The organism is Streptomyces sp. NPDC051684, assembly GCF_044453445.1.
In the GTDB taxonomy this organism is placed as follows: Bacteria; Actinomycetota; Actinomycetes; order Streptomycetales; family Streptomycetaceae; genus Streptomyces.
The window spans coordinates 1-22,415 of sequence record NZ_JBITCS010000056.1 but is presented as its reverse complement, the minus strand read 5'-3'; the positions used below and the strand labels follow the sequence as shown (position 1 = coordinate 22,415).

The window sequence follows — 22,415 nt, the reverse complement described above, 5'->3', positions numbered from 1 at the left end:
GCCCCGCGGCCCGACCGGCCGCGGTCAGCGGGGCTTGCGGCAGAGGATCTCCCCGTGCATGATCCCGAACCACGCGTCCTCGTGCGTGCCCCACTCCCGCCAGGCCCCGGACACCGCGGTCAGCTGCTCGGGCGTCGCGTGCCCGCCGCCCGTCGCCCGCTCGGCGTACGAGGAGGCCAGCGTGCGGTCCGCCCACAGCCCGCTCCACCAGGCGATCTCCTCGGGCGTCGAATAACACCACGTGCCGGCGGAGCAGGTCAGGTCCTCCTGCGCGAAACCGGCCCTCAGGGCCCATGACTTCAGGAAGCGCCCGGCGTCCGGCTCACCGCCGTTGGCGCGGGTGACGCGCTCGTACAGGTCCAGCCAGTCGTCCATGGCGGGCAGCCGCGGGAACCAGGAGAACGCCGCGTAGTCGGACTCCCGTACAGCGATGATCCCGCCCGGCTTCGTCACCCGGCGCATCTCGCGCAGCGCCTGCACCGGGTCGCCCACGTGCTGGAGCACCTGGTGCGCGTGCACGACGCAGAACGTGTCGTCCGGCCAGTCCAGCGCGTGCACGTCGGCCGTGGTGAAGTCGACGTTGGTCAGGCCCCGTTCGGCGGCCGTGGCGCGCGCCTGGTCCAGGATGCCCTCGGCGTGGTCGGCCCCGGTGACATGCCCGTCGGGGACCAGTTCGGCCAGGTCGGCGGTGATGGTGCCGGGGCCGCAGCCGATGTCCAGGATCTTCATGTGCGGCTTGAGCGAACCGAGCAGGTAGGCCGCGGAGTTGGCGGCCGTGCGCCAGGTGTGCGAGCGGAGCACGGACTCGTGGTGTCCATGGGTGTATACGGCGGTCTCCTGCGGCATGGCTCGATCCCTTCGCGTATGGCGGACCGCCGGGGACGCCTGCCCCCGACGGTCCGATCACCGTACGCCGGTGCACCGCATTGTGAGATACCCGTCTTGAATAATGGACGTCGGGTTCGAGTCAGAGCAGCGAGTGCGGCCGGTACACGCGCAGCCCCTCGTGGTCCTTGTCCACCCACAACTCCCCGCCGCACTCGGTGACTTCACCGTCGAAGGCGAGCGGGGTGCCGGGCGCCACGCCGTCCACCCGAAGCCGTGTCAGGCGGGTCGCCGCGTGGAACGGCGAGCGGGACAGCGGCCCCGAGAGGGCCGCCGCGAGCAGCCGCACGCCGGGCAGCCGGCCGCCGTCCACCGTGCGTACGTCGAGCAGTCCGTCGGCCAGGTTCGCGCGCCGCCCCGCCGTCAGACCCATCCGCCGGTACGTGCAGTTCCCGGCGAACAGCAGCCACAACGGCCGCCGCCTGCCCTGGAGTTCGACGGTCAACGGGTGGTCGCGGCGCAGCACGTACATCGCCGCCACGACGTCCGCGAGCCGCCCGCCGACCCGGCCCGACCAGCGTTCCCGCTCCCGCACCAGCTCCGGGTAGGCGCCGAGGCTGAGGGTGTTGAGGAAGATCCCGGAACCGTCCTGCGACGAGAAGCGGCCCACGTCCACGGCGACCGCGTGCCCGCCCTCGACGGCGCCGGCCAGATCACCGGTGTCCTCGATGCCGAGGTCGTACGCGAAGTGGTTGAGGGTGCCGCCCGGCAGCACGGCGAGCGGCAGGTCGTGCCGGAGCGCCACCCGCGCGGCCGTGTTCACGGAGCCGTCGCCGCCCGAGATGCCGAGGGCGCGGGCGCGCGGCGCCGCCTTGTCGAGCTGCTGCTCAAGATCCTCGCCCGCGCACTCGATGTACTCGGCGAGGGGCAGCGCGTCCTGCAGGGCCCGCACGCGCTCCGGGGTGCCCGCCCCGGTGTTCACGACCATCACCAGGCCCTCGCCGCCCGGCAGCGCCGGCACGTCGTCCACCAGGGGACGGCCCGGCGACGGCATCTGGTCGCGGGTCGGCACCAGGCCGCGCACCGCGAAGGCCGCGCCCGCGCCGAGCGCGGCGCCCGCGAGGACGTCGGCGGGGAAGTGGGCACCGGTGTAGATCCGGGAGGCGGCCACGGAGAACGCCACGGGGGCGACGAGCGCGCCGAGGCCCCGGGACTCCAGGGCCACGCCCGTCGCGAAGGCCGCGGCCGAGGCCGAGTGCCCGGACGGGAACGACGTCGTGAACGGCTGCCGCTTCAGCCGGCGCACCAGCGGCACCGGGTCGAGCGCGGGCCGCGCCCGGCGCACCGAGCGCTTCCCGAGGGTGTTGATGGTGGCGGAGGCGAGCGCGAGGGAAGCCACTCCGCGCACGGCGGCCCGGCGGGCCCGCGGCGATCCGGTCGCGGCGAGCGCCCCGCCCACCGCGAACCACAGCACACCGTGGTTCGCGGACCGGCTCAGGCGCGGCAGGATCCGCTCGGCTCCGGGCCAGTGCGCGTTCGCGGCGAACTCGAAGACGCGCAGATCGAGGGCGGCGAGCCGGTCGCGCAGGGTGGGCGGCACCGGCGGCGGCGAATCAAAGGCCGGGTCTGAGGGGAACGGCTTCAGCGACTTGAGCGACTTCAGGGGTGACATGGGTGACTGGTACCCCGGTCCGGGGCCCGCATCCGGCGGCCACCGGCCAATTCGTTTGCCCGTCACCCGCACGGGCGTCCAGAATGCGGGATCATGGGACATCTGGAAGCGGCACACCTCGAGTACTACCTCCCCGACGGGAGGGCGCTGCTCGGCGATGTGTCGTTCCGCGTCGGCGAGGGCGCGGTCGTCGCGCTCGTCGGGCCGAACGGAGCGGGCAAGACGACTCTGCTGCGGCTGATCTCCGGCGAGCTGAAGCCGCACGGCGGCTCGGTCACGGTCGGCGGCGGGCTCGGCGTGATGCGCCAGTTCGTGGGCTCCGTCCGCGACGGGACGACCGTCCGCGACCTGCTCGTATCGGTCTCCCCTCCGCGCATCCGCGAGGCGGCGAAGGCGGTGGACGAGGCCGAGCACCTGATCATGACCGTCGACGACGAGGCCGCGCAGATGACATACGCGCAGGCCCTCGCCGACTGGGCGGAGGCGCAGGGCTACGAGGCGGAGACCCTGTGGGACATGTGCACGACGGCGGCGCTCGGTGTGCCGCACGACAAGGCCCAGTTCCGCGAGGTGCGCACGCTCTCCGGCGGTGAGCAGAAGCGCCTCGTCCTCGAAGCGCTGCTGCGCGGCACGGAGGAGGTGCTGCTCCTCGACGAGCCGGACAACTACCTCGACGTGCCCGGCAAGCGCTGGCTGGAGGAGAAGCTCCGCGAGACCCGCAAGACGGTCCTGTTCGTCTCCCACGACCGGGAGCTGCTCGCCCGCTCCGCGGAGAAGATCGTGAGCGTCGAGCCGAGCCCCGGAGGGGCCGACGCGTGGGTGCACGGTGGCGGCTTCGCCACGTACCACGAGGCGCGTCGTGAGCGTTTCGCGCGCTTCGAGGAGCTGCGCCGCCGCTGGGACGAGAAGCACGCGCAGCTGAAGAAACTGGTGGTCAACCTGCGGCAGGCGGCCTCCGTCAGCCACGAAATGGCCTCGCGCTACGCGGCGGCGCAGACCCGCCTGCGCAAGTTCGAGGAGGCGGGCCCGCCGCCGGAGCCGCCGCGCGAGCAGGACATCACGATGCGCCTGAAGGGCGGCCGTACCGGGATCCGGGCGGTGACCTGCGAAAACCTGGAACTCACCGGCTTGATGAAGCCCTTCTCCCTTGAAGTCTTCTACGGCGAGCGGGTCGCGGTCCTCGGTTCGAACGGCTCGGGGAAGTCGCACTTCCTGCGGCTGCTCGCGGGGGACGAGTCCGTGGGGCACTCGGGCGCGTGGAAGCTCGGCGCGCGTGTGGTGCCGGGGCACTTCGCCCAGACCCACGCCCACCCCGAGCTCCAGGGCCGGCCGCTGCTCGACATCCTGTGGCGCGACCACGCGAAGGACAAGGGTGCGGCGATGTCGCTGCTCCGCCGCTATGAGCTGACCGCGCAGGCCGAGCAGAAGTTCGAGCGGTTGTCGGGTGGCCAGCAGGCCCGTTTCCAGATCCTGCTGCTGGAGCTCGAGGGCGCGACCGCGCTGTTGCTCGACGAGCCCACGGACAACCTCGACCTCGAGTCGGCGGAGGCGCTCCAGGAGGGCCTGGAGTCCTTCGACGGCACGGTCCTCGCGGTCACCCACGACCGCTGGTTCTCCCGCGCCTTCGACCGCTACCTGGTCTTCGGCTCGGACGGCCGCGTGCGGGAGACGCCGGAGCCGGTGTGGGACGAGCGGCGGGTGGACCGGGCGAGGTAGTTGTTGCGGCTCCCCGGCGTCACGCCCCGAGAGCGTAACGCCGGGTGGGCGGAACGCTATTCGGACCAGCGCAAGAGCGCGCCGAGGCCACCCGCCGGCCCCGCGTCAGGTGCCGCTGACCTGCTTGAGCAGCGCCGCGTCGAACGCCTTGAGGTCGTCCGGGCGACGGCTGGTGACCAGCACGTTCGGCCCGGCCGTGCACACCTTCACCTGCTCGTCGACCCAGGTGCCGCCCGCGTTGCGGATGTCGGTGGCCAGGCTCGGGTACGAGGTCAGCGTGCGGTCGCGGGCGACATCCGCCTCGACCAGCGTCCACGCCGCGTGGCAGATCGCCGCGACGGGCAGACCCCGGTCGAAGAAGTCCCGTACGAACGCGACCGCCTCGGGGTCCGTGCGCAGCTGGTCCGGGTTGGCGACGCCACCCGGCAGCACCAGCGCGTCGAAGCCGTCGGCCGACGACCCGAGGGACGCCACCGTCTTGTCGACGGGGAACTTGTCCGCCTTGTCGAGGTGGTCGAAGGCCTGGATCTCCCCCTGCTTCGTCGATACGAGCACGGGTTCACCGCCCGCGTCCCGCACCGCCTGCCAGGGGTCGGTCAGCTCCACCTGCTCGGCCCCCTCGGGCGCCACCAGGAACGCGATCCGCATGGTCGTCAACTCCCTTGCTGCATAGTGCTGTTCAGAATTCCCGGGCCGGGTCGGCGCCGCTTATGTCGGCGAGCGCGGACGTCGGGTCCCGGGTCAGCGCCAGATCGCCCAGGCTGACCATCCCGACGGCGTGCCCGTCCTGGACGACCGGCAGGCGGCGCACCGCGTACTCACGCATCAGCGCCACCGCGGCGGACACCTCGTCGTCCGGGCCGATCGCCACCGGATGCGGGGTGCACACCGCCTCGGCGCTCACCGTGAGCGGATCGGCGCCGTCGGCCACGGCCCGCAGCGTGATGTCACGGTCCGTGAGTACGCCCACGACCTGCGACTCGTCCGCCACCAGTACATCCCCGATGCCCTGGGCCCGCATCAGCTGGGCGGCCTCGACCAGCGAGGCGTCGGGGCGTACCGCGACCACGCCGGGTGTCATGACTTCCCTCACCACATCGGCCATCGCTATCCGGCCTTTCTGCATCTTCGGATGCTCCGTGATTCCGGCCCATGTACCCGACGGGTCCGGGGCTAACCCCCGTCATCCGTCAGGGCCTTGGCCAGCTCCGAGGCCGTGTGGAACACGGTCCTCGGGGGCAGTTCCGCTACCAGCTCGACGAGCCGGTCGGGCGCGGTCCGCTCGCGCAGCGCGTCCGCGAGTGCCGCGGGTGCGGCAGGGAACGCGGTGCGGCCGAGGAGTCGCCCCAGTTCGAGCCGGACGGCGTCCGTGCGGCCCGGCCCGGGGCCCGGCTCAACGGGTCCGCCGGCCACCTCCGGATCGTCGTCCGCGGCGGGCTCGGGATCGTTCCACTCCTCGACCCGCGTGGGGTGGCCGGACCTCAGCAGACCCTCCAGTTCGTGCTTCATCTCGTCGTCGCGATGGGCGCTGAGGCGGTCGCTGCCTCGCTGCATCGGTTCCTCCAGTGAGTCGGCGATGCGCGACGCGTACCCGACGACTTCGCGGTGACACCTGGCGGTTTGCCCTCGGAGGGCGGGGAGACCCGTGACCGGTCGCCCCCTCTCGGGCGACCGGCAGGAAGGCAGGCCATGGAGCTGCTGACGGTCCTCATTCCCGCGGCCATGCTGGGACTCGTGCTCGTCCTCGGGCGCTACGAGGAGTGGCTGCTGCCCCGGCCGAAGGAGGCGGACCCGGGCGAACATGCGGGCCCGGCCCACTGAGCGCACGCTGGGGATGTCGCGGTGTTTGCGGCAATACCTCAGGGGCAGGCGAAAGACAGTGCTTCGGACAGGAGGCACGTCCGTGGGAGGGATACGACGGTGTCGTATCCAGTGGATCCGCAGGATCGCCCCGGGTGTGTCCGAGTCCTCTTGCGGGCGCGACTCCCACGGTGACCACCGAACCCAAGGCACCCTTCAGGGAGTTGCGATCCAAATGCGCACGCGTACCAGCGCACCCCAGAACCCGGTGAAGCCCAGTGGACGCCACCCGCACGACGACGCCCCCGACACCGCCGAGGCCTTCGCCCAGCTGTCCGACATGCCCGACGGGCCCGAGCGCGTGGAACTGCGCCAGGTCGTCGTGGAGGCCTGGCTGCCGATGGCCGACCGACTCGCCGGACGCTTCCGCAACCGCGGTGAGTCCTACGAGGACCTGCGGCAGGTAGCCGCACTCGGCCTGGTCAAGGCCGTGGACCGATACGACCCGGAGCGCGGCAACGCCTTCGAGAGCTACGCCGTTCCGACCGTGACCGGCGAGATCAAGCGGCACTTCCGCGACCACATGTGGACCCTGCACGTGCCGCGCCGCGTCCAGGACCTGCGCAACAGGGTCCGGTTCGCACAGCAGGAACTCTCCGCGGGCATCTCGGGGCGCGTCCCGACCCTCGCGGAGATCGCCGAGCACGCCAACATGACCGAGGACGAGGCCCGTGCCGGGCTCGAGGCGCTGGAGAGCTTCACCGCGCTGTCGCTCGACGCCGAGCTGCCCGGCAGCGAGGACGGATACTCGCTGTCCGACGCGCTCGGCGACGCCGACCCCGCGCTCGACGTCGTCGTCGACCGCGAGGCCGTCAAGCCGCGCATCGCGGCCCTGCCGGAGCGCGAGCGGGAGATCCTTTACATGCGGTTCTTCGGCGACATGACACAGAGCCGGATCGCCGAACAGCTCGGCATCTCGCAGATGCACGTGTCCCGGCTGATCAGTCGCTGCTGCGACCGACTGCGCAACCAGGTGCTGTCGGACGCCGCGTAGGGCGGAGCATCGGCGGAAGGCCCCTACTTCCGCATCGCCAACGCGATGTGACGGGCCATCATGTCGAGCGTCTTCGCCTCCGCCATCGAGAAGGCGAGGCGGCCCGCGGACCGGAACAGGGTGAGCACACCCTGGACCGGTTCGCCGGGCGCGGGAATCAGCGGCACACACAGGAGCGAGGTGACATCGGCACGGACGAGCACCGGCGCCCCCGACGCGTCGTCGCCCATGGACCGCAGGTCCTCCGGGCGCACGAGCAGCGTCGGGGCGCCGCCGCGCGCCGCCTCGACGACCAGCGGACTGGCGGCCGGATCCTGCGCGGCGATGTCCCGGACGGCCTCGTCGTCCGCGCCGAGCACCTCCGTACGCTCCAGGTGCGCGGTACCCCTGTCGACCACCACCCAGTCGGCGAACCGGCCGTGCAGGACATGCGCGGCGCGCCGCAGGGTCTCGGCCGGGTCGCCCACGGGGCCGCCGAGCAGTTCCCGGGCCATCGCGTCGAGGAGGTCGGTGAGCGCGGCGTGCCGGGTCGTCTCCGCGAGGTCGGGGACCGGCGCCGCGGGCCGCGCGGACGCGGGCCTGAGGGCGGCGTCGTCCGTCGGCTGGAGGATCGCGAGGACCGTGGTGCGCCGCTCGGTGCCCGGGCGCAGCCCTGTGAGGACCGTGCGGACGGCGGCGTGCGGGTTCTGCTGCAGATGCACGGTCAGGCCGCGGTCGCCCTCGCCGCGGGCCACCGCCGCGACCTGCGAGCGGAACGCGGCCCGGTCTGCGTGCGCCAGGAACCCGGTCATCGGGCGGCCCGTCGCGTATCCGGCGCGTACGCCCGTGAAGATCGTCGCCGCGAAGTTGAGGCGGCGCACCACGGCCTCGCGGTCCACGAGCGCCACCGGCAGCGGAAGGCGCTGGAAGACGGCGCGCAGCAGCTGCTGCTCGTGCTTGTCGGCCGCCGTGTTGCGGCTCGGGCCCGCGACCTCGGCCGGCTGCGGCCACAACTTCTGCGCCACGTGGTCGAGTTCGAAGAGGGCCGCGTCGAGGACGACGGGCAGTTCCGCCGTCGACACCGAACGTGCCGCCTTCAACTCCGCCACCCGGCGCACGAAGTCCGCCAGCTCTTCACCGAATTCCTCCGCCTGCACCATGCTGAGAAACGTATCCCGTCCCGCGTTTTCGGGAGCCCGGTACGGGAAGCGGACCGACAAGGAGGCTTGAACCCGATGCGACAGTACGTGCCGGCCGAGCAGAACGACGACGCGGCCCACGTCGGAAGCCATGCGGCGACGCTGGGCCAACACACGCTGGGGACCCCGGAGTCGGAGCTTCCCGCCCGGCGGCTCTCGGAGCTCGCCGAAGGAGCGCTGCGGTGCACCGCGGAGTGCTGCGGCGCCGTCGCCACCGCGAGCGACGGCACCGACGGGCGGCCGACCGCGGTGACCCACCCCGATCTCGCCGCGCTCGTCTCCGTGCAGGACCGCTGCGGCGACGGGCCCATACCGGCGGCCGAGGAGGGCGGTGACCCGGTCGACGCCAGCGACCTGCTCCACGACCGGCGCTGGCCCGACTACCGGGCGCTCGCCCTGGACTCAGGGGTGCGCTCCAGCGTCACCGTCCCGTTCCGCAGCGGCGACCTCACGGTCACGCTCAGCCTGTACAGCTTCCGGCCCGGCTCCCTGGAGTCCGCGCCGCACGGCCCGGTCCGCGCCCTCGGTGACCTGGCCGCCAGCTGTCTGGTGCGCGACCGCGCCTACCAGGCGGCGCTCACCGAGGTCGACCAGCTGGGCTCGGCGCTGCGCTCACGGCCCGTGGTGGACCAGGCCTGCGGCATCGTCATGCATGTGCTGGGGTGCTCCCCGGACGACGCGTTCGCCGTGCTGCGCCGAATCTCGCAGAAGACGAACCGGAAGCTGGCGGGGGTCGCCTCCGCCGTCGTCGAGCGGCGCGGACGGGGCCTGGAGCGCGATCTCACCGCTCTGGCGGACTGACCGTCCGCTCCGCGGCCACCGGCCCCGGTCACCCGGCCGGCCCAGCCGCCCCGTCCCGCCCCGTCTGCCCCGGTGCCCGCACGGGTACGTACAGAAGCGGGAGTACGGCACCTCGACCGCGTCGCGCGCGGCCGGGCCGGTGAGGTGTGACGCTGGGGCCAGGGACTGTCGGGAGTTTTCGGAGTCCGACGACAGTCCCTGGGCCCCGGCGGCCGGTCGCCCCACGGCGGCCGCCCCCGTACAGCGAGCGGACGGCACGGAGGCAGCATGCGGCGATCGGAACCCACGGCCAGGACCCCGGGCCCCGGCGCCGCGCGGACGCGGGCCCCCGAAGGCCGCGGTCCCGTGCGGTACGGGCCGCCGCTGCCCGACCCCGGCCTGCCGGTGCTGCCCGAGCTGGCCGCCGTCGCCGCCGGAGCCGCGGGGCGCCCCGCTTCGGAGCCGCCCGGCGGACCGCCCGGCCTGCTGGAGGCGGCCTGCGGCTACTGGCAGCGCCGCGGCCTCGACGCCGAACGCGAGCAGCTCGGCGCGGCGCCCGGCGCGGCCCCGCTGCTGCTCGCCCTCACCGCCGCCCTCGGCGGCGACGTCCTGGTGCCGCGCCCCTGTTCGGCCTGGTGGGTGCCGCAGGCCCGGCTCCTGGGCCGCGCCGTCTACCACGTGCCGACGCCCGCCGAGTGCGGCGGCGTCCCCGACTCGACGGCCTTCCTGGAGACGGTCCGCCGGGTCAGGGCCGAGGGCGGCGATCCCCGCCTGCTCGTGCTGTCCGTGGCCGACGACCCGACGGCGACCGTGCCGCCGCCCGAGGTGCTGCACGAGGCCGTGGAGGCGGCCGCCGCCGAGGGGCTGCACGTGGTCAGCGACGAGACGTGGCGGGACACCGTGCACCCGGGCGCGGACCCCGTCCTGTTCAGCCCCGCCGAGATGTACCCGCGCGACGTCACCGTCCTCAGCGACCTCACCGGCGCGTTCCTGCCGCCCTCGCTGCCCGCGGCCTGCGCCCGGTTCCCCGCCACCGAGCGGGGCGCGAGGCTGCGCGCCCGCGTCCTCGACTTCCTCACCGCCACCGGGGCGCTGCTCGCGGCGCCGGTCGCCGCCGCGGCCACGTACGTCCTGAACGAGCCCGAGGAGATCACCGAGCGCCGCGCGGTCGGCGCCGCGCTGCACGCGCGCGTGGCCGAGGCCCTGCACCGCGCCGTGCTCGGCAACGGCGGCCTCGCCAGACCGCCGCGGGTCGGCCGGCACCTCTACATGGACCTGGAGGAGCTGCGGCCCCGGCTCGCGGCGCTCGGCGTCAGCGACTCCCAGGACCTGGAGGACCTCCTCGGCGACCGGCTCGGCATGCCGGTCCCGGGCGGTCACCGTTTCGGCGACGAGCAGGGCGCGCTGCGGGCGCGCCTTTCGACGGGACCGCTGCTCGGGTCAACCCCCGAGGAACGCAGGGCGTCCCTCACCTCACCGGAGCCCTTGGAATTGCCGCATGTCGCACGGCTGTTGACCATGGTGGAGTCGACGCTCCGCGCCATCGGCGGGGAACCGGCAGGCGAAGGATGGGAGACCGAGCGATGACGCAGGCGTCCGAAGCACCCTCGGCCGTGCGGCGGGCCGATGCCACCGCGTCCCCACCGCCCCTCGTCGAGCCGCGGCCGCTCGGCGGGGGAGACTCCGCGGCGCCGGACGTACCGCGCCGCTGGCCCAAGACCTTCGCCCACCGGCTGACCGCACCGCTGCCGGGCCTGCGGGCCTTCGCCAGGTTCGCCCGCGAGGGGGCGCTCCGGCCGCCCGCCGAGAGCCTGACCGACATCCCGGAGCTGCCCTTCGCGCCGGGCCCGCTGCCGCGGGTCGACGCCCGTACGGCGGCCGTCACCTGGGTCGGGCACGCCAGCTGGATCGTCCGCATCGGCGGCCTCACGGTCCTCACCGACCCCGTCTGGTCCCGCAAGATCCTCGGCACCCCGGCCAGGGTCACCCCGCCCGGCGTCGCCTGGACCGCACTGCCGCCCGTCGACGCGGTCGTCATCAGCCACAACCACTACGACCACCTGGACTGGCCGACCGTCAAAAGACTCCCGCGCGACACCCCGGTCCTCGTCCCCGCCGGTCTCGCCCGCTGGTTCACCCGGCGCGGCTTCACGCAGGTCACGGAGCTGGACTGGTGGGAGGCGGCGGAACTGAACGGGGTCCGCTTCGACTTCGTGCCGGCCCACCACTGGTCCAAGCGCAGCCTCGTCGACACCTGCCGCACGCTGTGGGGCGGCTGGGTGCTCACCGACTCCGACGGGCAGCGGATCTACTTCGCGGGCGACACCGGTTACGGCCACTGGTTCGCGCAGATCGGCCGCCGCTACCCCGGCATCGACCTGGCGCTGCTCCCCATCGGCGCGTACGAGCCGCGGTGGTGGCTGAAGGACGTGCACTGCGACCCCGAGGACGCGGTGCGGGCGGCGCAGGATGTGGGCGCCCGGCGGATGGCGCCGATGCACTGGGCGACGTTCCTGCTCTCCGCGGAGCCGGTCCTCGAACCTCTGCAACGGCTCCGCGCGGCGTGGGAGAAGGCGGGCCTGCCACGCGCTTCCCTGTGGGACTTGCCGGTGGGTGGCTCACGGCTGCTGCCGACCTGACGCCACCCGGCGTTGTGCCCACGGGGCTCCGCCCCGGACCCCGCGCCTCAATCGCCGGCGGGGCTTGATCGGGCTGGGCAATTCAAGCCCCTGCGGCGATTGAGCAGCGGGGTCCGGGGCGGAGCCCCGAGGCCGTAACGCCGGGTGGGCGGCTACGCGTGCTGGCTGCCCGACTCCCGCCCCCGCACCTTGCGCCACACCCCCGGCACCGCACTGATCAGCACGGTCAACACGATCGCCGCGACGACCCCCTGCCACGGCTCCGGGAAGAGGGAGCCGCCAAGGATGCCGATGACCTGGTACGTCGCCGCCCAGGCAAGGCACGCCGGCGCATTGCCACGGGCGAACTGCCGCAGCGGCATCTTCGCCATCAGACACGCCAGCATCACGGGAATCCGCCCCGCCGGCACCAGCCGGGACAGCACGAGCACCATCACCCCGTGGTCATCGAGCTTCCCCTGCGCCTGCGCGAGCCGCTCCTCCGGAGCCCGCGAGCGGATCGCCGCCAGCCACTTCGACCCGTTCTTGGATCCCATGCCGCGCCGCCCCAGCCAGTACAGGACGATGTCGCCGAGGAACGCGGCGAGCGCCGCCACCGCGAAGACGAACAGCAGCGACAGCGGCGCGCTGTGGTGGAACGCGACCACCGCCGCGGAACTCACGAGCGCGCCGGTCGGGATGACCGGGACGAGCGCCCCGAAAAAGACGAGCAGGAACAACGAGGGGTAGCCGACGGCCTGTTGGGTCGTCTCGGGCGGCACCTGGGTCGCCGCGGAGAGCATCACCGGCGCGCTCCCGACCGGGCTCCCGACCGAGGGGGTCCGGGCCGTCTCATCCGGCCACCTCCGGCCGTACGCTCTCGCCCTGCTCCAGCCGGTGCACCGCCACGCCCGGCGCACGCAGCGCCGCCTGCCGGACGAACTCGTCGCCCGGCGCGTGGAACTCGTGCGGCCGCACCGCGTCCATGCCGATCGGCCAGTACGTCCCGTAGTGCACGGGTACCGCGCTGCGCGGCGCGATCCGGGCGAGCGCCTCGGCGGCCCGCCCGGCGTCGAGATGCCCGGACCCCAGGTACGGACCCCAGCCGCCCACCGGCAGCAACGCCACATCGACCTCGCCCACGGCCTCCGCCATGCCGTCGAAGAGGCCGGTGTCGCCCGCGAAGTACGTACGGGCCTCGCCGTTCACGACGTAGCCGAGCGCCGGGACCATGTGCGGTCCGACGGGGAGCCTGCGCCCGTCGTGCTCGGCGCGGACCGCCTCGATCGTCACTCGTCCCACCTCGACGCGCTCGCCGGCCTCCACCTCGATGATCTTCAGCGTGCTGAGCTTGCGCAGTGCCGGGACGGCGCGCGGGGCGCCCTTCGGCACGAGCACCCGGGTCCCGGGCGCGAGCCGGCCGAGCGAGGGCACGTGCAGATGGTCGGCGTGCAGGTGGGAGACGAGGACGACGTCCGCCTCGGCCGCGCTCGGCGGCGGGGGCGCGCCGCGCCGGCGGCGCAGATGCGCGAGGCGCCGGGCGAAGAGCGGGTCGGTTAGAACGCGTGTGCCCATGTCCTCCACGGTGCAGGTGGCATGACCCCACCAGGTGATCTCCACCGGCACGCGCTCCTCCTTGTGCTCCTTCGGGCGACTCCCTTGAGCCTACGTGCAGGAGTAGGGTCGACGCCGAAAGCTGTGGTGAGGGGGGACGCATGGGGGCATCCGACGGGAGCGGCGAAGCGGTGCGGGTCGCGGCGATCGCCAGCCTGATCCCGCTGGAGGAGCTGGACGCCGACCCCTTCCTGGTGGACTCGCGCAGCCAGCACGCCATGTGCGCGCGCTGGGCCGCGGAGCGCGGCTACGTGATCACCCGTGAGTTGCTGGTCCACGCCGTCCGCCCCGACCACGAAGTGCTGTGGGCGGATGTCGACGCCGGCCTCGTCGATGTGTTCGTCGCGCCCTGCGAGCGGGTGCTGCGGGCGGCCCTGCGGTCGGTCGACGCGTTCTCGGCGGAGTGCGCGCGGCGTGGTGTCCGCCTGGAGACGGCGGGGCTGGCGGAGCCGTCCTACGACGCGCAGATGAAGGCCAGGGTCCATCGCCGCCTGTCGATGCCGACGGCGGGTTACGACGGCTGCTAGCCCCTTTCCACCCGTCCGTGATTGCACTCACGGGGCTCCGCCCCGGGCCGCGCTCCTCAAACGCCGGAGGGGCTGGATCTGGGGCTCTGCCCCATGCCCCGCGCCTCAATCGCCGGCGGGGCTTGATAAGCCAAGCCCCGCCGGAGACCGACAGATCAAGCCCAGCCGGCGATCGAGAGGTCAAGCCCTGCGGAGATCTGTTTTCAAGCCCCTGTGGCGATTGAGCAGCGGGGTATGGGGCGGAGCCCCATAATCAGCCCCTCCGGCGTTTGAGGAGCGGGGTCCGGGGCGGAGCCCCGAGGCCGTAACGGCGGGTGGCGGCAAAAGGTGTGAAACCCTGACCACCCGTGACCAAAGAAGGGAGCCGCAAAGTGGCCGGAGGCCGGTGGTGGAGGCGGGCCGGAAGCACCGCCTGGCGCTCGGTCGCCGTCTGGGCGGCCTGCACGGTCACCATGATGGTCCTGGCCGGGCTCCTGCCCGACTTCAAGCTGACGTCCGACGACGGCGACAGCATGACCCGCGTCGCCATAACCGCCGCCCTCGGCGCCGCCGCCTTCGCCCTGCTCTCGGCCCTCGTCTGGCCGATCCTGGTCCGCGCCCTGCTGCTCGTCCCCGCGCTCGTCCTCGGCCTCGTCGTGTTCTTCCTCAACGGCGCCCTGCTGCTCATCGCGCTGCACCTCATCCCGGACGGCAGGGGAGAGGCAGGACCCGAGACCGCGGTCGTCGTCGCCGCGGTGATGTCGGCCGTGGCGTCCGCGTCCGGTGGTGCGCTGGCCGTCCGGGACGACGACGCGTACCGCAGGCGCCTGTACCGGCTCGCCGACCGCAGGCGCCGCAGGGGCAGCGACGCCACCGCCACCTGCCCGCCCACCCCCGGCACCGTCTTCATCCAGCTCGACGGCGTGGGCCACGAGGTGCTGCGCCGCGCCGCGCGCGACGACGTCATGCCGACGGTCGGCGCGTGGCTGCGCGACGGTGACCACCGCCTCACCCCGTGGCGCACCGACTGGTCGAGCCAGACCGGCGCGAGCCAGCTCGGCATCCTGCACGGCTCCAACTACGACGTGCCCGCCTTCCGCTGGTACGAGAAGGACACGGGCGAGACCCAGGTCTCCAACCGGCCCACCAGCGCCGCCGAGCTCCAGCGCCGCGCCGTCGCGCACACCGGCGACGGCGGCCTGCTCACCGTCGACGGCGCCAGCCGCGGCAACCTCTTCAGCGGCGGCGCCGAACAGGTCGCGCTCGTCCTGTCCGTCGCGGCCCGGCGCGGCAAGGAGAACCGCTCGCGCGCCGGCTACTTCGCGTACTTCTCCGACCCTGCGAACGCCGTGCGCACCGCGCTGTCCTTCTTCGCCGAGGTCGGCCGCGAGATCGGCCAGTCCACCCGGTCCCGCATGTGCAAGCAGCGGCCGCGGATCGGGCGCGGCGGCCTGTACCCGTTCATCCGCGCCTTCGCGACCGTCGTCGAACGGGACGTCGTCGTCGCGGCCGTCATCGGCGACATGCTCGCGGGCCGCAGCGCCGTCTACGCGGACCTCGTGGCGTACGACGAGGTGGCGCACCACTCGGGCCCGTTCGGCCGCGACGCCGAGAAGGTCCTCGAACGCCTCGACCGTTCGCTGGCCCTGCTCGTCAAGGTCGCCGAGCACGCCCCGCGCCCGTACCGCATCGTCGTCCTCTCCGACCACGGGCAGAGCCCCGGCGAGACCTTCCGGGGCCGCTACGGGCTCACCCTCCAGGATCTCGTGCGCGCGGGCTGCGGGCTGCCCGTGCCGCGCAGGGCGGGGCGCACCCGCAGTGGTGCCGAGGCCCGCGCCGCCGTGCGCGCCGCGCTGCACCGCCCCGTCGAGGAGGCCGCCGGCAAGGGAAAGCGCAGCGAACCGGTCGTGCTGGCCTCCGGCAATCTCGGCCTCGTCTCCTTCCCCGACGTCCCGCACCGCATGACCCGCGAGGAGATCGACGCCCGCAACCCCGCCCTCCTGCCGACGCTCGCCAACCATCCCGGCATCGGCTTCCTCCTCGTACGCAGCGAGGAGCACGGCGCGGTCGTGCTCGGCGCCCGGGGCGCCGAGGTGCCGCTGGCCGAACTGGCCGACGGCGAGGGGCCGCTCGCCGACTTCGGTCCCGGCGCCGCCGACGCCGTGCGCCGCACCGACTCCTTCCCGCACACCGCCGACATCATGGTCAACTCCATGTACGACCCGGTGGACGGCGAGGTCCTCGCCTTCGAGGAGCAGATCGGCTCGCACGGCGGCCTCGGCGGCGCCCAGGGCCGGCCGTTCCTGCTCTCGCCCGCGGAGCTGTCCGAACCGGTGCCGGAGGGCGAGGACCTGGTCGGCGCCGAGCAGGTGCACCAGGTCCTGCGCCGCTGGCTGACCGAGGGGAACGGGCCGCAGATCCCGATGCGGGTCACGCCGCTCTCCCCGGACCCACCTGCGACGAAGCCCCTCGAACGGCCCGTGGAGAATTCCCTCCGCCGGGAGCCCGACGGTGGATCTTTTGCGGCCACGCCCTCCGAGCCGCAGGACAATTCCGCCTGATTTGGAGCGCGGTGGGAGGCCACCGGACCATGGGCCCCGCCATCCGGCGATCCCGCGGTGGCCCAGCACAATCGAGAGGCACTTCCCCCCATGCTCGACACCGGGACTGCCCCCGCTCCCGAGACGGCTCCGGCAGCGGACGAGGACCAGAACCAGAGCAGCAAGCACGCCCGCAGGTTCGGTCTCCCCATCGCGACGGCCCTGGTCATGGGCAACATCATCGGTGGCGGCATCTTCCTGCTGCCCGCGTCCGTGGCCCCGTACGGCACGATCTCGCTCGTCGCCTTCGGTGTCCTGACGGTCGGCGCCATCGCCCTCGCGCTCGTCTTCGGACGGCTCGCGAAGCGGCACCCGCAGACCGGCGGACCCTACGTCTACGCCCGTGAGGCCTTCGGCGACTTCGCCGGATTCCTCGCCGCGTGGAGCTACTGGATCACCTCGTGGGTGTCGAACGCGGCGCTCGCGGTCGCCGCCGTCGGTTACCTCAACGTGCTGCTGCCGATCCACGGTTCGACGTTCTGGACGATCGTCGCGGCGCTCGCCTGCCAGTGGCTGCCCGCACTCGCCAACCTCGCGGGCACCCGCTACGTCGGCGCCGTCCAGCTTGTCTCCACCGTCCTGAAGTTCGCCCCGCTGGTGCTCGTCGCCATCGGCGGCCTGTTCTTCTTCGACGCCGACAACCTCGGCCCGTTCCAGGCCGACGGGGGCTCCCCGGTCGGCGCGATCTCGGCGTCCGCCGCGATCCTGCTCTTCAGCTACCTGGGCGTCGAGTCCGCCTCCATGAGCGCGGGCGAGGTCCGCGACCCGGAGCGCAACGTCGGCCGGGCCACCGTCCTCGGCACCGCGCTCGCCGCGCTCGTGTACCTGCTGTGCACGGTCTCCGTCTTCGGCACCGTCGCCCACGACAAGCTGGTGAACTCCACCGCGCCGATGACCGACTCCGTCAACGTGATGTTCGGCGGCACCTGGGGCGGCACCGCGGTCGCCATCGCCGCGGTCGTCTCGATCCTCGGCGCGCTCAACGGCTGGACGCTGCTCTCCGCGCAGGCGCCGTACGCCCCGGCGAAGGACGGCCTGTTCCCGGCGGCGTTCGCCCGCAAGAAGCGCGGCGTCCCCACGTTCGGCGTGCTCGTCGGCGTCGCCCTCGCCTCGCTGCTGACCATCTACAACTACACGGCGGGCTCCGAGGGCGTCTTCGAGTCCCTCGTGCTCATCACGACGTTCACGGCGACGGTCCCGTACCTCCTCGCCACCGCCGCGCAGATCTACTTCCTGCTGTCGGGCCAGGGCCACCGGGTGAACAAGGGCCGCCTCGCGCGCGACATGACTCTCGCGCTCGTCGCGTTCGGCTTCTCGATGTGGCTGGTCGGCGGCGCCGGCTACGCGGCCGTCTACCAGGGCGTCATCTTCCTGTTCGTGGGCGTCCTCGTCTACGCGTGGATGGCGGCCCGCAAGAGGAGCCGGTCAAGCCCCCGCTCTTCAAGCCCCCGCGGCGATTGAGCAGCGGGGTCCGGGGCAGAGCCCCGAGACGTAGGCCCGGCCGACCCGCACCCAGCGAGCCGGCCGGACCTGACCCCCGTCGGCTACCTCGCGATGGGTGCCACCACCCACCTCAGCTTCCGGAACATCCCGTCCCGCGACCCGATCTCAACCAACTTCCGCGCCGCGGGATACGCCTCGTTGCCCTCGATCTCGTAACCGACCTCGAGGGAACCGGGTACGTCCCTGATCTCCAGCTGCGCCTCGATGTCGGCCGCCGACCGTTCACCGTCGGCGGCCATCGCGCTCAGATGGCCGATACGCCGCTGCTGCGCCTCGTCGAGCGCCTGGCGCGGGTCGCGCGCACCGGGCGAGGCGAGCGCCTGCTGACCCTTGCCGGACGGCGGCGCGACCGCCGACGCCGGGGTGCGGGTGTCGCCCGTCGGCGTCCGCGTCGACAGGGTCGCCTGGACGACCGTGCCGTCGTTGTCGAGCGCGACGCGGAACTCGCCGCGGCCCGGCGTGATCACCGGTACGCCGTCGAAGGCCTGCCGGAACGTGACGTGCGTCTGCAGCGAGACCGGCTCACCGATCTGCGAGCCGTCCTTCTTGCCGCTGTTCTGCATCAGGTCGTGCACACCGTCCACGACCAGCTCGACGCCGTCCGCGTGCTCCGTCGCGAACCGCTGCGCGATCTCGACCGCCCGCTCGGTCGCCAGCTGCCGCGTGTTGCGGTGGTTGGCCTCCGCGAGCTTCACCCAGCGCACGGCCTGCGGCGCCGTCGAGATGAACCGGTCGCCCGAGCTCGCGCTGAGCACGCCCTGCCGCTCGACCTGCACCTCTTGCAGCGCGGCTGCCGGGAAGTGCGCCAATTGGCCGAGCTTGGTGAGCTCCGAGCTCGGGTCGCGCGGCGCCAGCTGCACGACCTGCGGGCTCGTGGGCGCCTGCGTCAGCGGGTCGCGCAGCCCCTGGCGCGCGTAGTACCAGCGCCACGCGTACCAGCTGTCCGGCACGTGCTCCCGGTAGAAGTTGCGCTCGGAGTTCAGCCGGTTCTGCGCCTCCGCCTGGGTCGACCCGGTGGCGCACACCGACGGCGCCTGACCGTGGTAGATGTCCCAGCTCGCGTTCAGCCACGCGTCGCAGAACGTCTGCCCGGCCCGCCACTTCTCCCAGAACTTCTTGCCGTAGTCGCCGCTGTCGATGCTCGTCGTCTCGAACCCGAAGATCATCCGGGAGCCGAGGTTGGGCCCGGCCCAGGTCCGGACGGGGGAGTGCCCGTCGAGGACGCGCAGCGAGTTGCACGTCGACCAGAAGACGTAGTTGGCCTTCTCGTTGCCGAACGCCATCCGGTTGGAGATCGCGTCCGAGCGGTTGTCCCACGTGGCGCCGAGCGGCGCGAAGAACACGCCGTTGCCGTCCATGCCGCCGTGCCCCGAGTGGTACACGGCGACGACGGCGTCCACCCCGTACCGGTCCTGCCAGTTGTCGTACGTCTCCTCGTACGCCCACACCTGCACGCCGCCGTCGGCGAACCAGAAGTTGCGGTCGTAGAACTGCTGGAGGTACGCGAGCCAGCCGGTCGCGTCCTCGTGCGTGTGGGAGAGCGGGTTCTGGTTGACGAACTTCTGGATGCTGAACGCACCCCACCAGCCGAACGTGGAGTCCCGGTCGGTCGCGCCCGGCTTGCCGGTCTCCAGTGGTGACGGACCTTGGTCCGCGTAGATCATGCGCATGGTCTGACCCCCTGCGAAGCCCCCTGAGCCCCCCTGGGCGGGAGGCCCAAAATGTCACCACGACGCCCCTTTGCCCAGCACCCTTTCCGGCCACAGATGGGGAGAGCCCAGCCGCGGTTGACGTCGCGGGGCTCCGCCCCGGACCCCGCTGCTCAATCGCCGCGGGGGCTGGAAAGATCGCCTCAATCGCCGGCGGGGCTTGATCTGTCAAGCCCCGCCGGCGATTGAGGCGCGGGGCCCGGGGCAGAGCCCCGCGACCGCAACAACGGCCCCCGTAACCAAGCCCCGCAACCCCGGATGTGGTCGGATAGGAACGGCACACGTACACCTACAAACCCGGAAAGGACCCCCCGTGGCAACGACCCGCTCCGCCCACACCGTGTGGGAAGGCAACCTGTTCGAGGGCAACGGCACCGTCACCTTCGACTCGTCCGGCATCGGGCAGCAGCCGGTGTCCTGGCCGTCCCGCGCCGAGGAGGCGAACGGCAAGACCAGCCCGGAGGAGCTGATCGCCGCCGCGCACTCCTCGTGCTTCTCCATGGCGCTCTCCAACGGGCTGACCGGCGCGGGCACCCCGCCCACCAAGCTGGTCACCTCCGCGGACGTGACGTTCCAGCCGGGCGAGGGCATCACCGGCATCCACCTCACCGTCGAGGGCACCGTCGCCGGCCTCGACGAGCAGGGCTTCCAGGCCGCGGCCGAGGACGCCAAGAAGAACTGCCCCGTGAGCCAGGCGCTCACCGGCACGACGATCACCCTCACCGCCAAGCTGGGCGGCTGAGCGTCCACCGCGCTCTTGACGTAGGCCCGCTCACGCCCTGTGCTGGATCCGGACGTGAGCGGGCCTTCGCGGAGAAAGCGGAAATGGGGACGCGTCATGGGGCGTGCGGTAGGTATCGATCTCGGTACGACGAACTCGGTGGTGGCCGTCCTGGAGGGCGGTGAACCCACCGTCATCGCGAACGCGGAGGGCGCGCGCACCACCCCCTCGATCGTCGCCTTCGCCAGGACGTCGAGCGCCGAGGTGCTCGTCGGCGAGGTCGCCAAGCGGCAGGCCGTGACGAACGTCGAGCGCACCGCACGCTCCGTCAAACGGCACATGGGCGAGGGGAGTTGGCACTTCCCCGACACCGGCGACATCGACGGCCACCGCTACAGCGCCCAAGAGCTTTCCGCGCGCGTCCTGCAAAAGCTCAAGCGCGACGCCGAGTCCTACCTCGGCGAGGACGTCACCGACGCCGTGGTCACCGTGCCCGCCTACTTCGACGACGCGCAGCGCCAGGCCACCAAGGAGGCCGGCGAGATCGCGGGCCTGAAGGTGCTGCGCATCGTCAACGAACCGACCGCAGCGGCGCTCGCGTACGGCCTCGACAAGGGCGACGAGCAGACCGTCCTCGTCTTCGACCTGGGCGGTGGCACCTTCGACGTGTCGCTGCTCGAGATGGGCGAGGGCGTCATCGAGGTCAAGGCCACCAACGGCGACACCCGGCTCGGCGGCGACGACTGGGACCAGCGGATCGTCGACCACCTCGTGCGGCAGTTCAAGAACGCGCACGGCATCGACCTCGCCGACGACAAGATGGCCGTGCAGCGGCTGCGCGAGGGCGCGGAGAAGGCCAAGATCGAGCTGTCCTCGTCCAGCGAGACGAACATCAACCTGCCCTACGTCACGGCCTCCGCGGCCGGCCCCCTGCACATGGACGAGAAGCTGACGCGCGCCCGGTTCCAGGAGCTCACCGGGGACCTGCTCGACCGCTGCAAGAAGCCCTTCCACCAGGCGGTCAAGGACGCGGGCGTCGAGCTGAAGGACATCGACCACGTCATCCTGGTCGGCGGCTCCACGCGGATGCCCGCCGTCACCGACCTCGTCAAGGAACTCACCGGCAAGGACCCGCACAAGGGCGTCAACCCGGACGAGGTCGTCGCCGTCGGCGCCACGTACCAGGCCGGGGTGATCCGCGGCGACGTGAAGGACGTGCTGCTGCTCGACGTCACCCCGCTGTCGCTCGGCATCGAGACCAAGGGCGGCGTGATGACGAAGCTGATCGAACGCAACACGACGATTCCCACCCGCCGTTCGGAGATCTTCACGACCGCGGCCGACAACCAGCCCTCCGTCGGCATCCAGGTCTTCCAGGGCGAACGCGAAATCGCCGCCTACAACAAGAAGTTGGGCGTCTTCGACCTCACTGGCCTGCCCCCTGCGCCGCGCGGCGTCCCGCAGATCGAGGTCACCTTCGACATCGACGCCAACGGGATCATGCACGTCGGCGCCAAGGACCTCGCCACGGGGCGCGAGCAGAAGATGACGGTGACCGGCGGCTCGGCGCTGCCGAAGGACGAGATCGACCGGATGATGCGGGAGGCCGAGGCGCACGCCGAGGAGGACCGCACGCGCCGCGAGTCGGCCGAGGTCCGCAACGAGGCGGAGCAGCTCGTGTACCAGACGGAGCGCTTCCTGCGCGACAACGAGGAGCGCGTCCCCGCCGAGTCCCGGACCGAAGTCGAGGACGCCATAAGGGAGTTGAAGACCACCCTTGAGGCCAAGGAGGCGGACACGCGGACGCTGCGCGAGGGATCGAGGAAGCTCGCCGAGGTCAGCCAGCGGATGGGGCAGGCGATGTACCAGGCGGCCTCCTCGTCGCGGGAGGACGCGCCGCCGTCGGGCGAGCGGCCCTCCGAGGACAAGGGCGTCCACGACGACGTGGTCGACGCCGAGATCGTGGACGACAACAAGTCCTAGGGCTTGTCGTTTGGATCATGCCGGGCTCGCGGGGCCTGGCGCGCACGCTCGCGGCGTTGTCGTCGGTCGACGACGCTCCGCGTCGCCTCCCTCCTCCGCCTTGCGATCGCACGCACCAGGCCCCGCTCCCTGATCC

The 22,415-nt window shown here is 72.6% G+C and carries 20 protein-coding genes; 11 read left to right on the top strand and 9 right to left on the bottom strand.

The annotated features are described in order from the left end of the window. Positions 1-24: 24 nt before the first annotated feature. Both ACIA8D_RS38645 and ACIA8D_RS38640 read right to left on the bottom strand, forming a co-directional pair. Positions 25-846, bottom strand: coding sequence for a class I SAM-dependent methyltransferase (locus ACIA8D_RS38645; protein WP_399239622.1), 822 nt, complete (start codon positions 844-846; stop codon positions 25-27). Between the two features lie 121 nt (positions 847-967). Beyond that, positions 968-2,497 (bottom strand): bifunctional phosphatase PAP2/diacylglycerol kinase family protein, encoded by a 1,530-nt coding sequence (locus tag ACIA8D_RS38640; RefSeq protein WP_399239620.1) that lies wholly within the window; start codon positions 2,495-2,497, stop codon positions 968-970. A 93-nt stretch (positions 2,498-2,590) separates the two neighbouring features. Between ACIA8D_RS38640 and ACIA8D_RS38635 the strand changes: the two genes are divergently transcribed. Then, positions 2,591-4,213: an ABC-F family ATP-binding cassette domain-containing protein gene (locus ACIA8D_RS38635; protein WP_399239618.1), complete on the top strand. Its 1,623-nt coding sequence runs from the start codon at positions 2,591-2,593 to the stop codon at positions 4,211-4,213. Positions 4,214-4,318: 105 nt separating this feature from the next. Here ACIA8D_RS38635 and ACIA8D_RS38630 read toward each other — a convergent pair whose 3' ends face one another. The 3 genes from ACIA8D_RS38630 to ACIA8D_RS38620 all read right to left on the bottom strand — a co-directional run bounded on the left by ACIA8D_RS38630 (position 4,319) and on the right by ACIA8D_RS38620 (position 5,767). Next, a complete protein-coding gene (locus tag ACIA8D_RS38630) occupies positions 4,319-4,861 on the bottom strand; it encodes a type 1 glutamine amidotransferase domain-containing protein (protein WP_399239616.1) in 543 nt (180 codons plus the stop codon). A gap of 31 nt (positions 4,862-4,892) precedes the next feature. After that, a complete protein-coding gene (locus ACIA8D_RS38625; protein WP_399239656.1) occupies positions 4,893-5,318 on the bottom strand; it encodes a CBS domain-containing protein in 426 nt (141 codons plus the stop codon). A gap of 68 nt (positions 5,319-5,386) precedes the next feature. After that, positions 5,387-5,767, bottom strand: coding sequence for a DUF2795 domain-containing protein (locus tag ACIA8D_RS38620; RefSeq protein WP_399239614.1), 381 nt, complete (start codon positions 5,765-5,767; stop codon positions 5,387-5,389). Between the two features lie 135 nt (positions 5,768-5,902). Between ACIA8D_RS38620 and ACIA8D_RS38615 the strand changes: the two genes are divergently transcribed. Continuing rightward, positions 5,903-6,034, top strand: coding sequence for a hypothetical protein (locus tag ACIA8D_RS38615; RefSeq protein WP_399239613.1), 132 nt, complete (start codon positions 5,903-5,905; stop codon positions 6,032-6,034). A 214-nt stretch (positions 6,035-6,248) separates the two neighbouring features. Beyond that, on the top strand, positions 6,249-7,067 hold the full coding sequence (locus ACIA8D_RS38610) for an RNA polymerase sigma factor SigF (RefSeq protein ID WP_399239611.1): 819 nt from the start codon (positions 6,249-6,251) through the stop codon (positions 7,065-7,067). A gap of 23 nt (positions 7,068-7,090) precedes the next feature. Here ACIA8D_RS38610 and ACIA8D_RS38605 read toward each other — a convergent pair whose 3' ends face one another. Beyond that, positions 7,091-8,206, bottom strand: a complete 1,116-nt coding sequence (locus ACIA8D_RS38605; RefSeq protein ID WP_399239609.1) for a PAS domain-containing protein — start codon at positions 8,204-8,206, stop codon at positions 7,091-7,093. Positions 8,207-8,281: 75 nt separating this feature from the next. Here ACIA8D_RS38605 and ACIA8D_RS38600 point away from each other — a divergent pair, with 75 nt between their 5' ends. From ACIA8D_RS38600 to ACIA8D_RS38590, 3 genes are all read left to right on the top strand, one after another. Then, positions 8,282-9,046 carry an ANTAR domain-containing response regulator gene (locus tag ACIA8D_RS38600; protein ID WP_399239607.1) on the top strand — a complete coding sequence of 255 codons (765 nt, stop codon included), beginning with the start codon at positions 8,282-8,284 and terminating at the stop codon, positions 9,044-9,046. A gap of 267 nt (positions 9,047-9,313) precedes the next feature. Then, the gene (locus ACIA8D_RS38595; protein ID WP_399239605.1) at positions 9,314-10,612 is read left to right on the top strand and encodes an aminotransferase class I/II-fold pyridoxal phosphate-dependent enzyme; all 1,299 of its coding nucleotides are present in this window, start codon (positions 9,314-9,316) and stop codon (positions 10,610-10,612) included. Beyond that, positions 10,609-11,664 carry an MBL fold metallo-hydrolase gene (locus ACIA8D_RS38590; protein WP_399239603.1) on the top strand — a complete coding sequence of 352 codons (1,056 nt, stop codon included), beginning with the start codon at positions 10,609-10,611 and terminating at the stop codon, positions 11,662-11,664. The genes ACIA8D_RS38595 and ACIA8D_RS38590 overlap by 4 nt, the downstream gene beginning before the upstream one ends. A 152-nt stretch (positions 11,665-11,816) precedes the next feature. Here the strand turns inward: ACIA8D_RS38590 and ACIA8D_RS38585 are convergent, their stop codons facing one another. Together ACIA8D_RS38585 and ACIA8D_RS38580 are read right to left on the bottom strand one after the other, a co-directional pair. Then, positions 11,817-12,446 (bottom strand): DedA family protein, encoded by a 630-nt coding sequence (locus tag ACIA8D_RS38585; protein WP_399239601.1) that lies wholly within the window; start codon positions 12,444-12,446, stop codon positions 11,817-11,819. 49 nt (positions 12,447-12,495) lie between these two features. Further along, complete coding sequence (locus ACIA8D_RS38580) at positions 12,496-13,269, bottom strand: MBL fold metallo-hydrolase (protein WP_399239599.1); 774 nt, start codon at positions 13,267-13,269, stop codon at positions 12,496-12,498. An 89-nt stretch (positions 13,270-13,358) separates the two neighbouring features. Here ACIA8D_RS38580 and ACIA8D_RS38575 point away from each other — a divergent pair, with 89 nt between their 5' ends. The 3 genes from ACIA8D_RS38575 to ACIA8D_RS38565 all read left to right on the top strand — a co-directional run bounded on the left by ACIA8D_RS38575 (position 13,359) and on the right by ACIA8D_RS38565 (position 17,824). After that, the gene (locus tag ACIA8D_RS38575; RefSeq protein ID WP_399239597.1) at positions 13,359-13,784 is read left to right on the top strand and encodes a hypothetical protein; all 426 of its coding nucleotides are present in this window, start codon (positions 13,359-13,361) and stop codon (positions 13,782-13,784) included. Between the two features lie 371 nt (positions 13,785-14,155). Further along, complete coding sequence (locus ACIA8D_RS38570; protein ID WP_399239595.1) at positions 14,156-16,324, top strand: alkaline phosphatase family protein; 2,169 nt, start codon at positions 14,156-14,158, stop codon at positions 16,322-16,324. Between the two features lie 90 nt (positions 16,325-16,414). After that, positions 16,415-17,824, top strand: a complete 1,410-nt coding sequence (locus tag ACIA8D_RS38565) for an amino acid permease (RefSeq protein ID WP_399239593.1) — start codon at positions 16,415-16,417, stop codon at positions 17,822-17,824. An 83-nt stretch (positions 17,825-17,907) separates the two neighbouring features. Here ACIA8D_RS38565 and ACIA8D_RS38560 read toward each other — a convergent pair whose 3' ends face one another. After that, entirely contained in the window at positions 17,908-19,536 is a 1,629-nt protein-coding gene (locus tag ACIA8D_RS38560; protein ID WP_399239591.1) for a DUF6345 domain-containing protein, read from the bottom strand. 352 nt (positions 19,537-19,888) lie between these two features. On the opposite strand from ACIA8D_RS38560, the gene ACIA8D_RS38555 reads away from it, so the two are divergent. Then, the gene (locus ACIA8D_RS38555) at positions 19,889-20,317 is read left to right on the top strand and encodes an OsmC family protein (RefSeq protein WP_399239590.1); all 429 of its coding nucleotides are present in this window, start codon (positions 19,889-19,891) and stop codon (positions 20,315-20,317) included. Between the two features lie 96 nt (positions 20,318-20,413). Next, positions 20,414-22,279, top strand: a complete 1,866-nt coding sequence (dnaK, locus tag ACIA8D_RS38550; protein ID WP_399239588.1) for a molecular chaperone DnaK — start codon at positions 20,414-20,416, stop codon at positions 22,277-22,279. Positions 22,280-22,415: the final 136 nt, after the last annotated feature.

What these genes read in the sequence shown, in the direction of transcription:
- ACIA8D_RS38565 (WP_399239593.1), top strand. Translation starts at nt 16,415, where the DNA reads ATGCTCGACACCGGGACTGCCCCCGCTCCCGAGACGGCTCCGGCAGCG.
- ACIA8D_RS38600 (WP_399239607.1), top strand. Translation starts at nt 8,282, where the DNA reads ATGCGACAGTACGTGCCGGCCGAGCAGAACGACGACGCGGCCCACGTC.
- ACIA8D_RS38620 (WP_399239614.1), bottom strand. Translation starts at nt 5,767, where the DNA reads ATGCAGCGAGGCAGCGACCGCCTCAGCGCCCATCGCGACGACGAGATG.
- ACIA8D_RS38640 (WP_399239620.1), bottom strand. Translation starts at nt 2,497, where the DNA reads ATGTCACCCCTGAAGTCGCTCAAGTCGCTGAAGCCGTTCCCCTCAGAC.
- ACIA8D_RS38560 (WP_399239591.1), bottom strand. Translation starts at nt 19,536, where the DNA reads ATGCGCATGATCTACGCGGACCAAGGTCCGTCACCACTGGAGACCGGC.
- ACIA8D_RS38625 (WP_399239656.1), bottom strand. Translation starts at nt 5,318, where the DNA reads ATGGCCGATGTGGTGAGGGAAGTCATGACACCCGGCGTGGTCGCGGTA.
- ACIA8D_RS38645 (WP_399239622.1), bottom strand. Translation starts at nt 846, where the DNA reads ATGCCGCAGGAGACCGCCGTATACACCCATGGACACCACGAGTCCGTG.
- ACIA8D_RS38595 (WP_399239605.1), top strand. Translation starts at nt 9,314, where the DNA reads ATGCGGCGATCGGAACCCACGGCCAGGACCCCGGGCCCCGGCGCCGCG.
- ACIA8D_RS38635 (WP_399239618.1), top strand. Translation starts at nt 2,591, where the DNA reads ATGGGACATCTGGAAGCGGCACACCTCGAGTACTACCTCCCCGACGGG.
- ACIA8D_RS38575 (WP_399239597.1), top strand. Translation starts at nt 13,359, where the DNA reads ATGGGGGCATCCGACGGGAGCGGCGAAGCGGTGCGGGTCGCGGCGATC.
- dnaK (WP_399239588.1), top strand. Translation starts at nt 20,414, where the DNA reads ATGGGGCGTGCGGTAGGTATCGATCTCGGTACGACGAACTCGGTGGTG.
- ACIA8D_RS38615 (WP_399239613.1), top strand. Translation starts at nt 5,903, where the DNA reads ATGGAGCTGCTGACGGTCCTCATTCCCGCGGCCATGCTGGGACTCGTG.
- ACIA8D_RS38605 (WP_399239609.1), bottom strand. Translation starts at nt 8,206, where the DNA reads ATGGTGCAGGCGGAGGAATTCGGTGAAGAGCTGGCGGACTTCGTGCGC.
- ACIA8D_RS38585 (WP_399239601.1), bottom strand. Translation starts at nt 12,446, where the DNA reads ATGCTCTCCGCGGCGACCCAGGTGCCGCCCGAGACGACCCAACAGGCC.
- ACIA8D_RS38590 (WP_399239603.1), top strand. Translation starts at nt 10,609, where the DNA reads ATGACGCAGGCGTCCGAAGCACCCTCGGCCGTGCGGCGGGCCGATGCC.
- ACIA8D_RS38630 (WP_399239616.1), bottom strand. Translation starts at nt 4,861, where the DNA reads ATGCGGATCGCGTTCCTGGTGGCGCCCGAGGGGGCCGAGCAGGTGGAG.
- ACIA8D_RS38610 (WP_399239611.1), top strand. Translation starts at nt 6,249, where the DNA reads ATGCGCACGCGTACCAGCGCACCCCAGAACCCGGTGAAGCCCAGTGGA.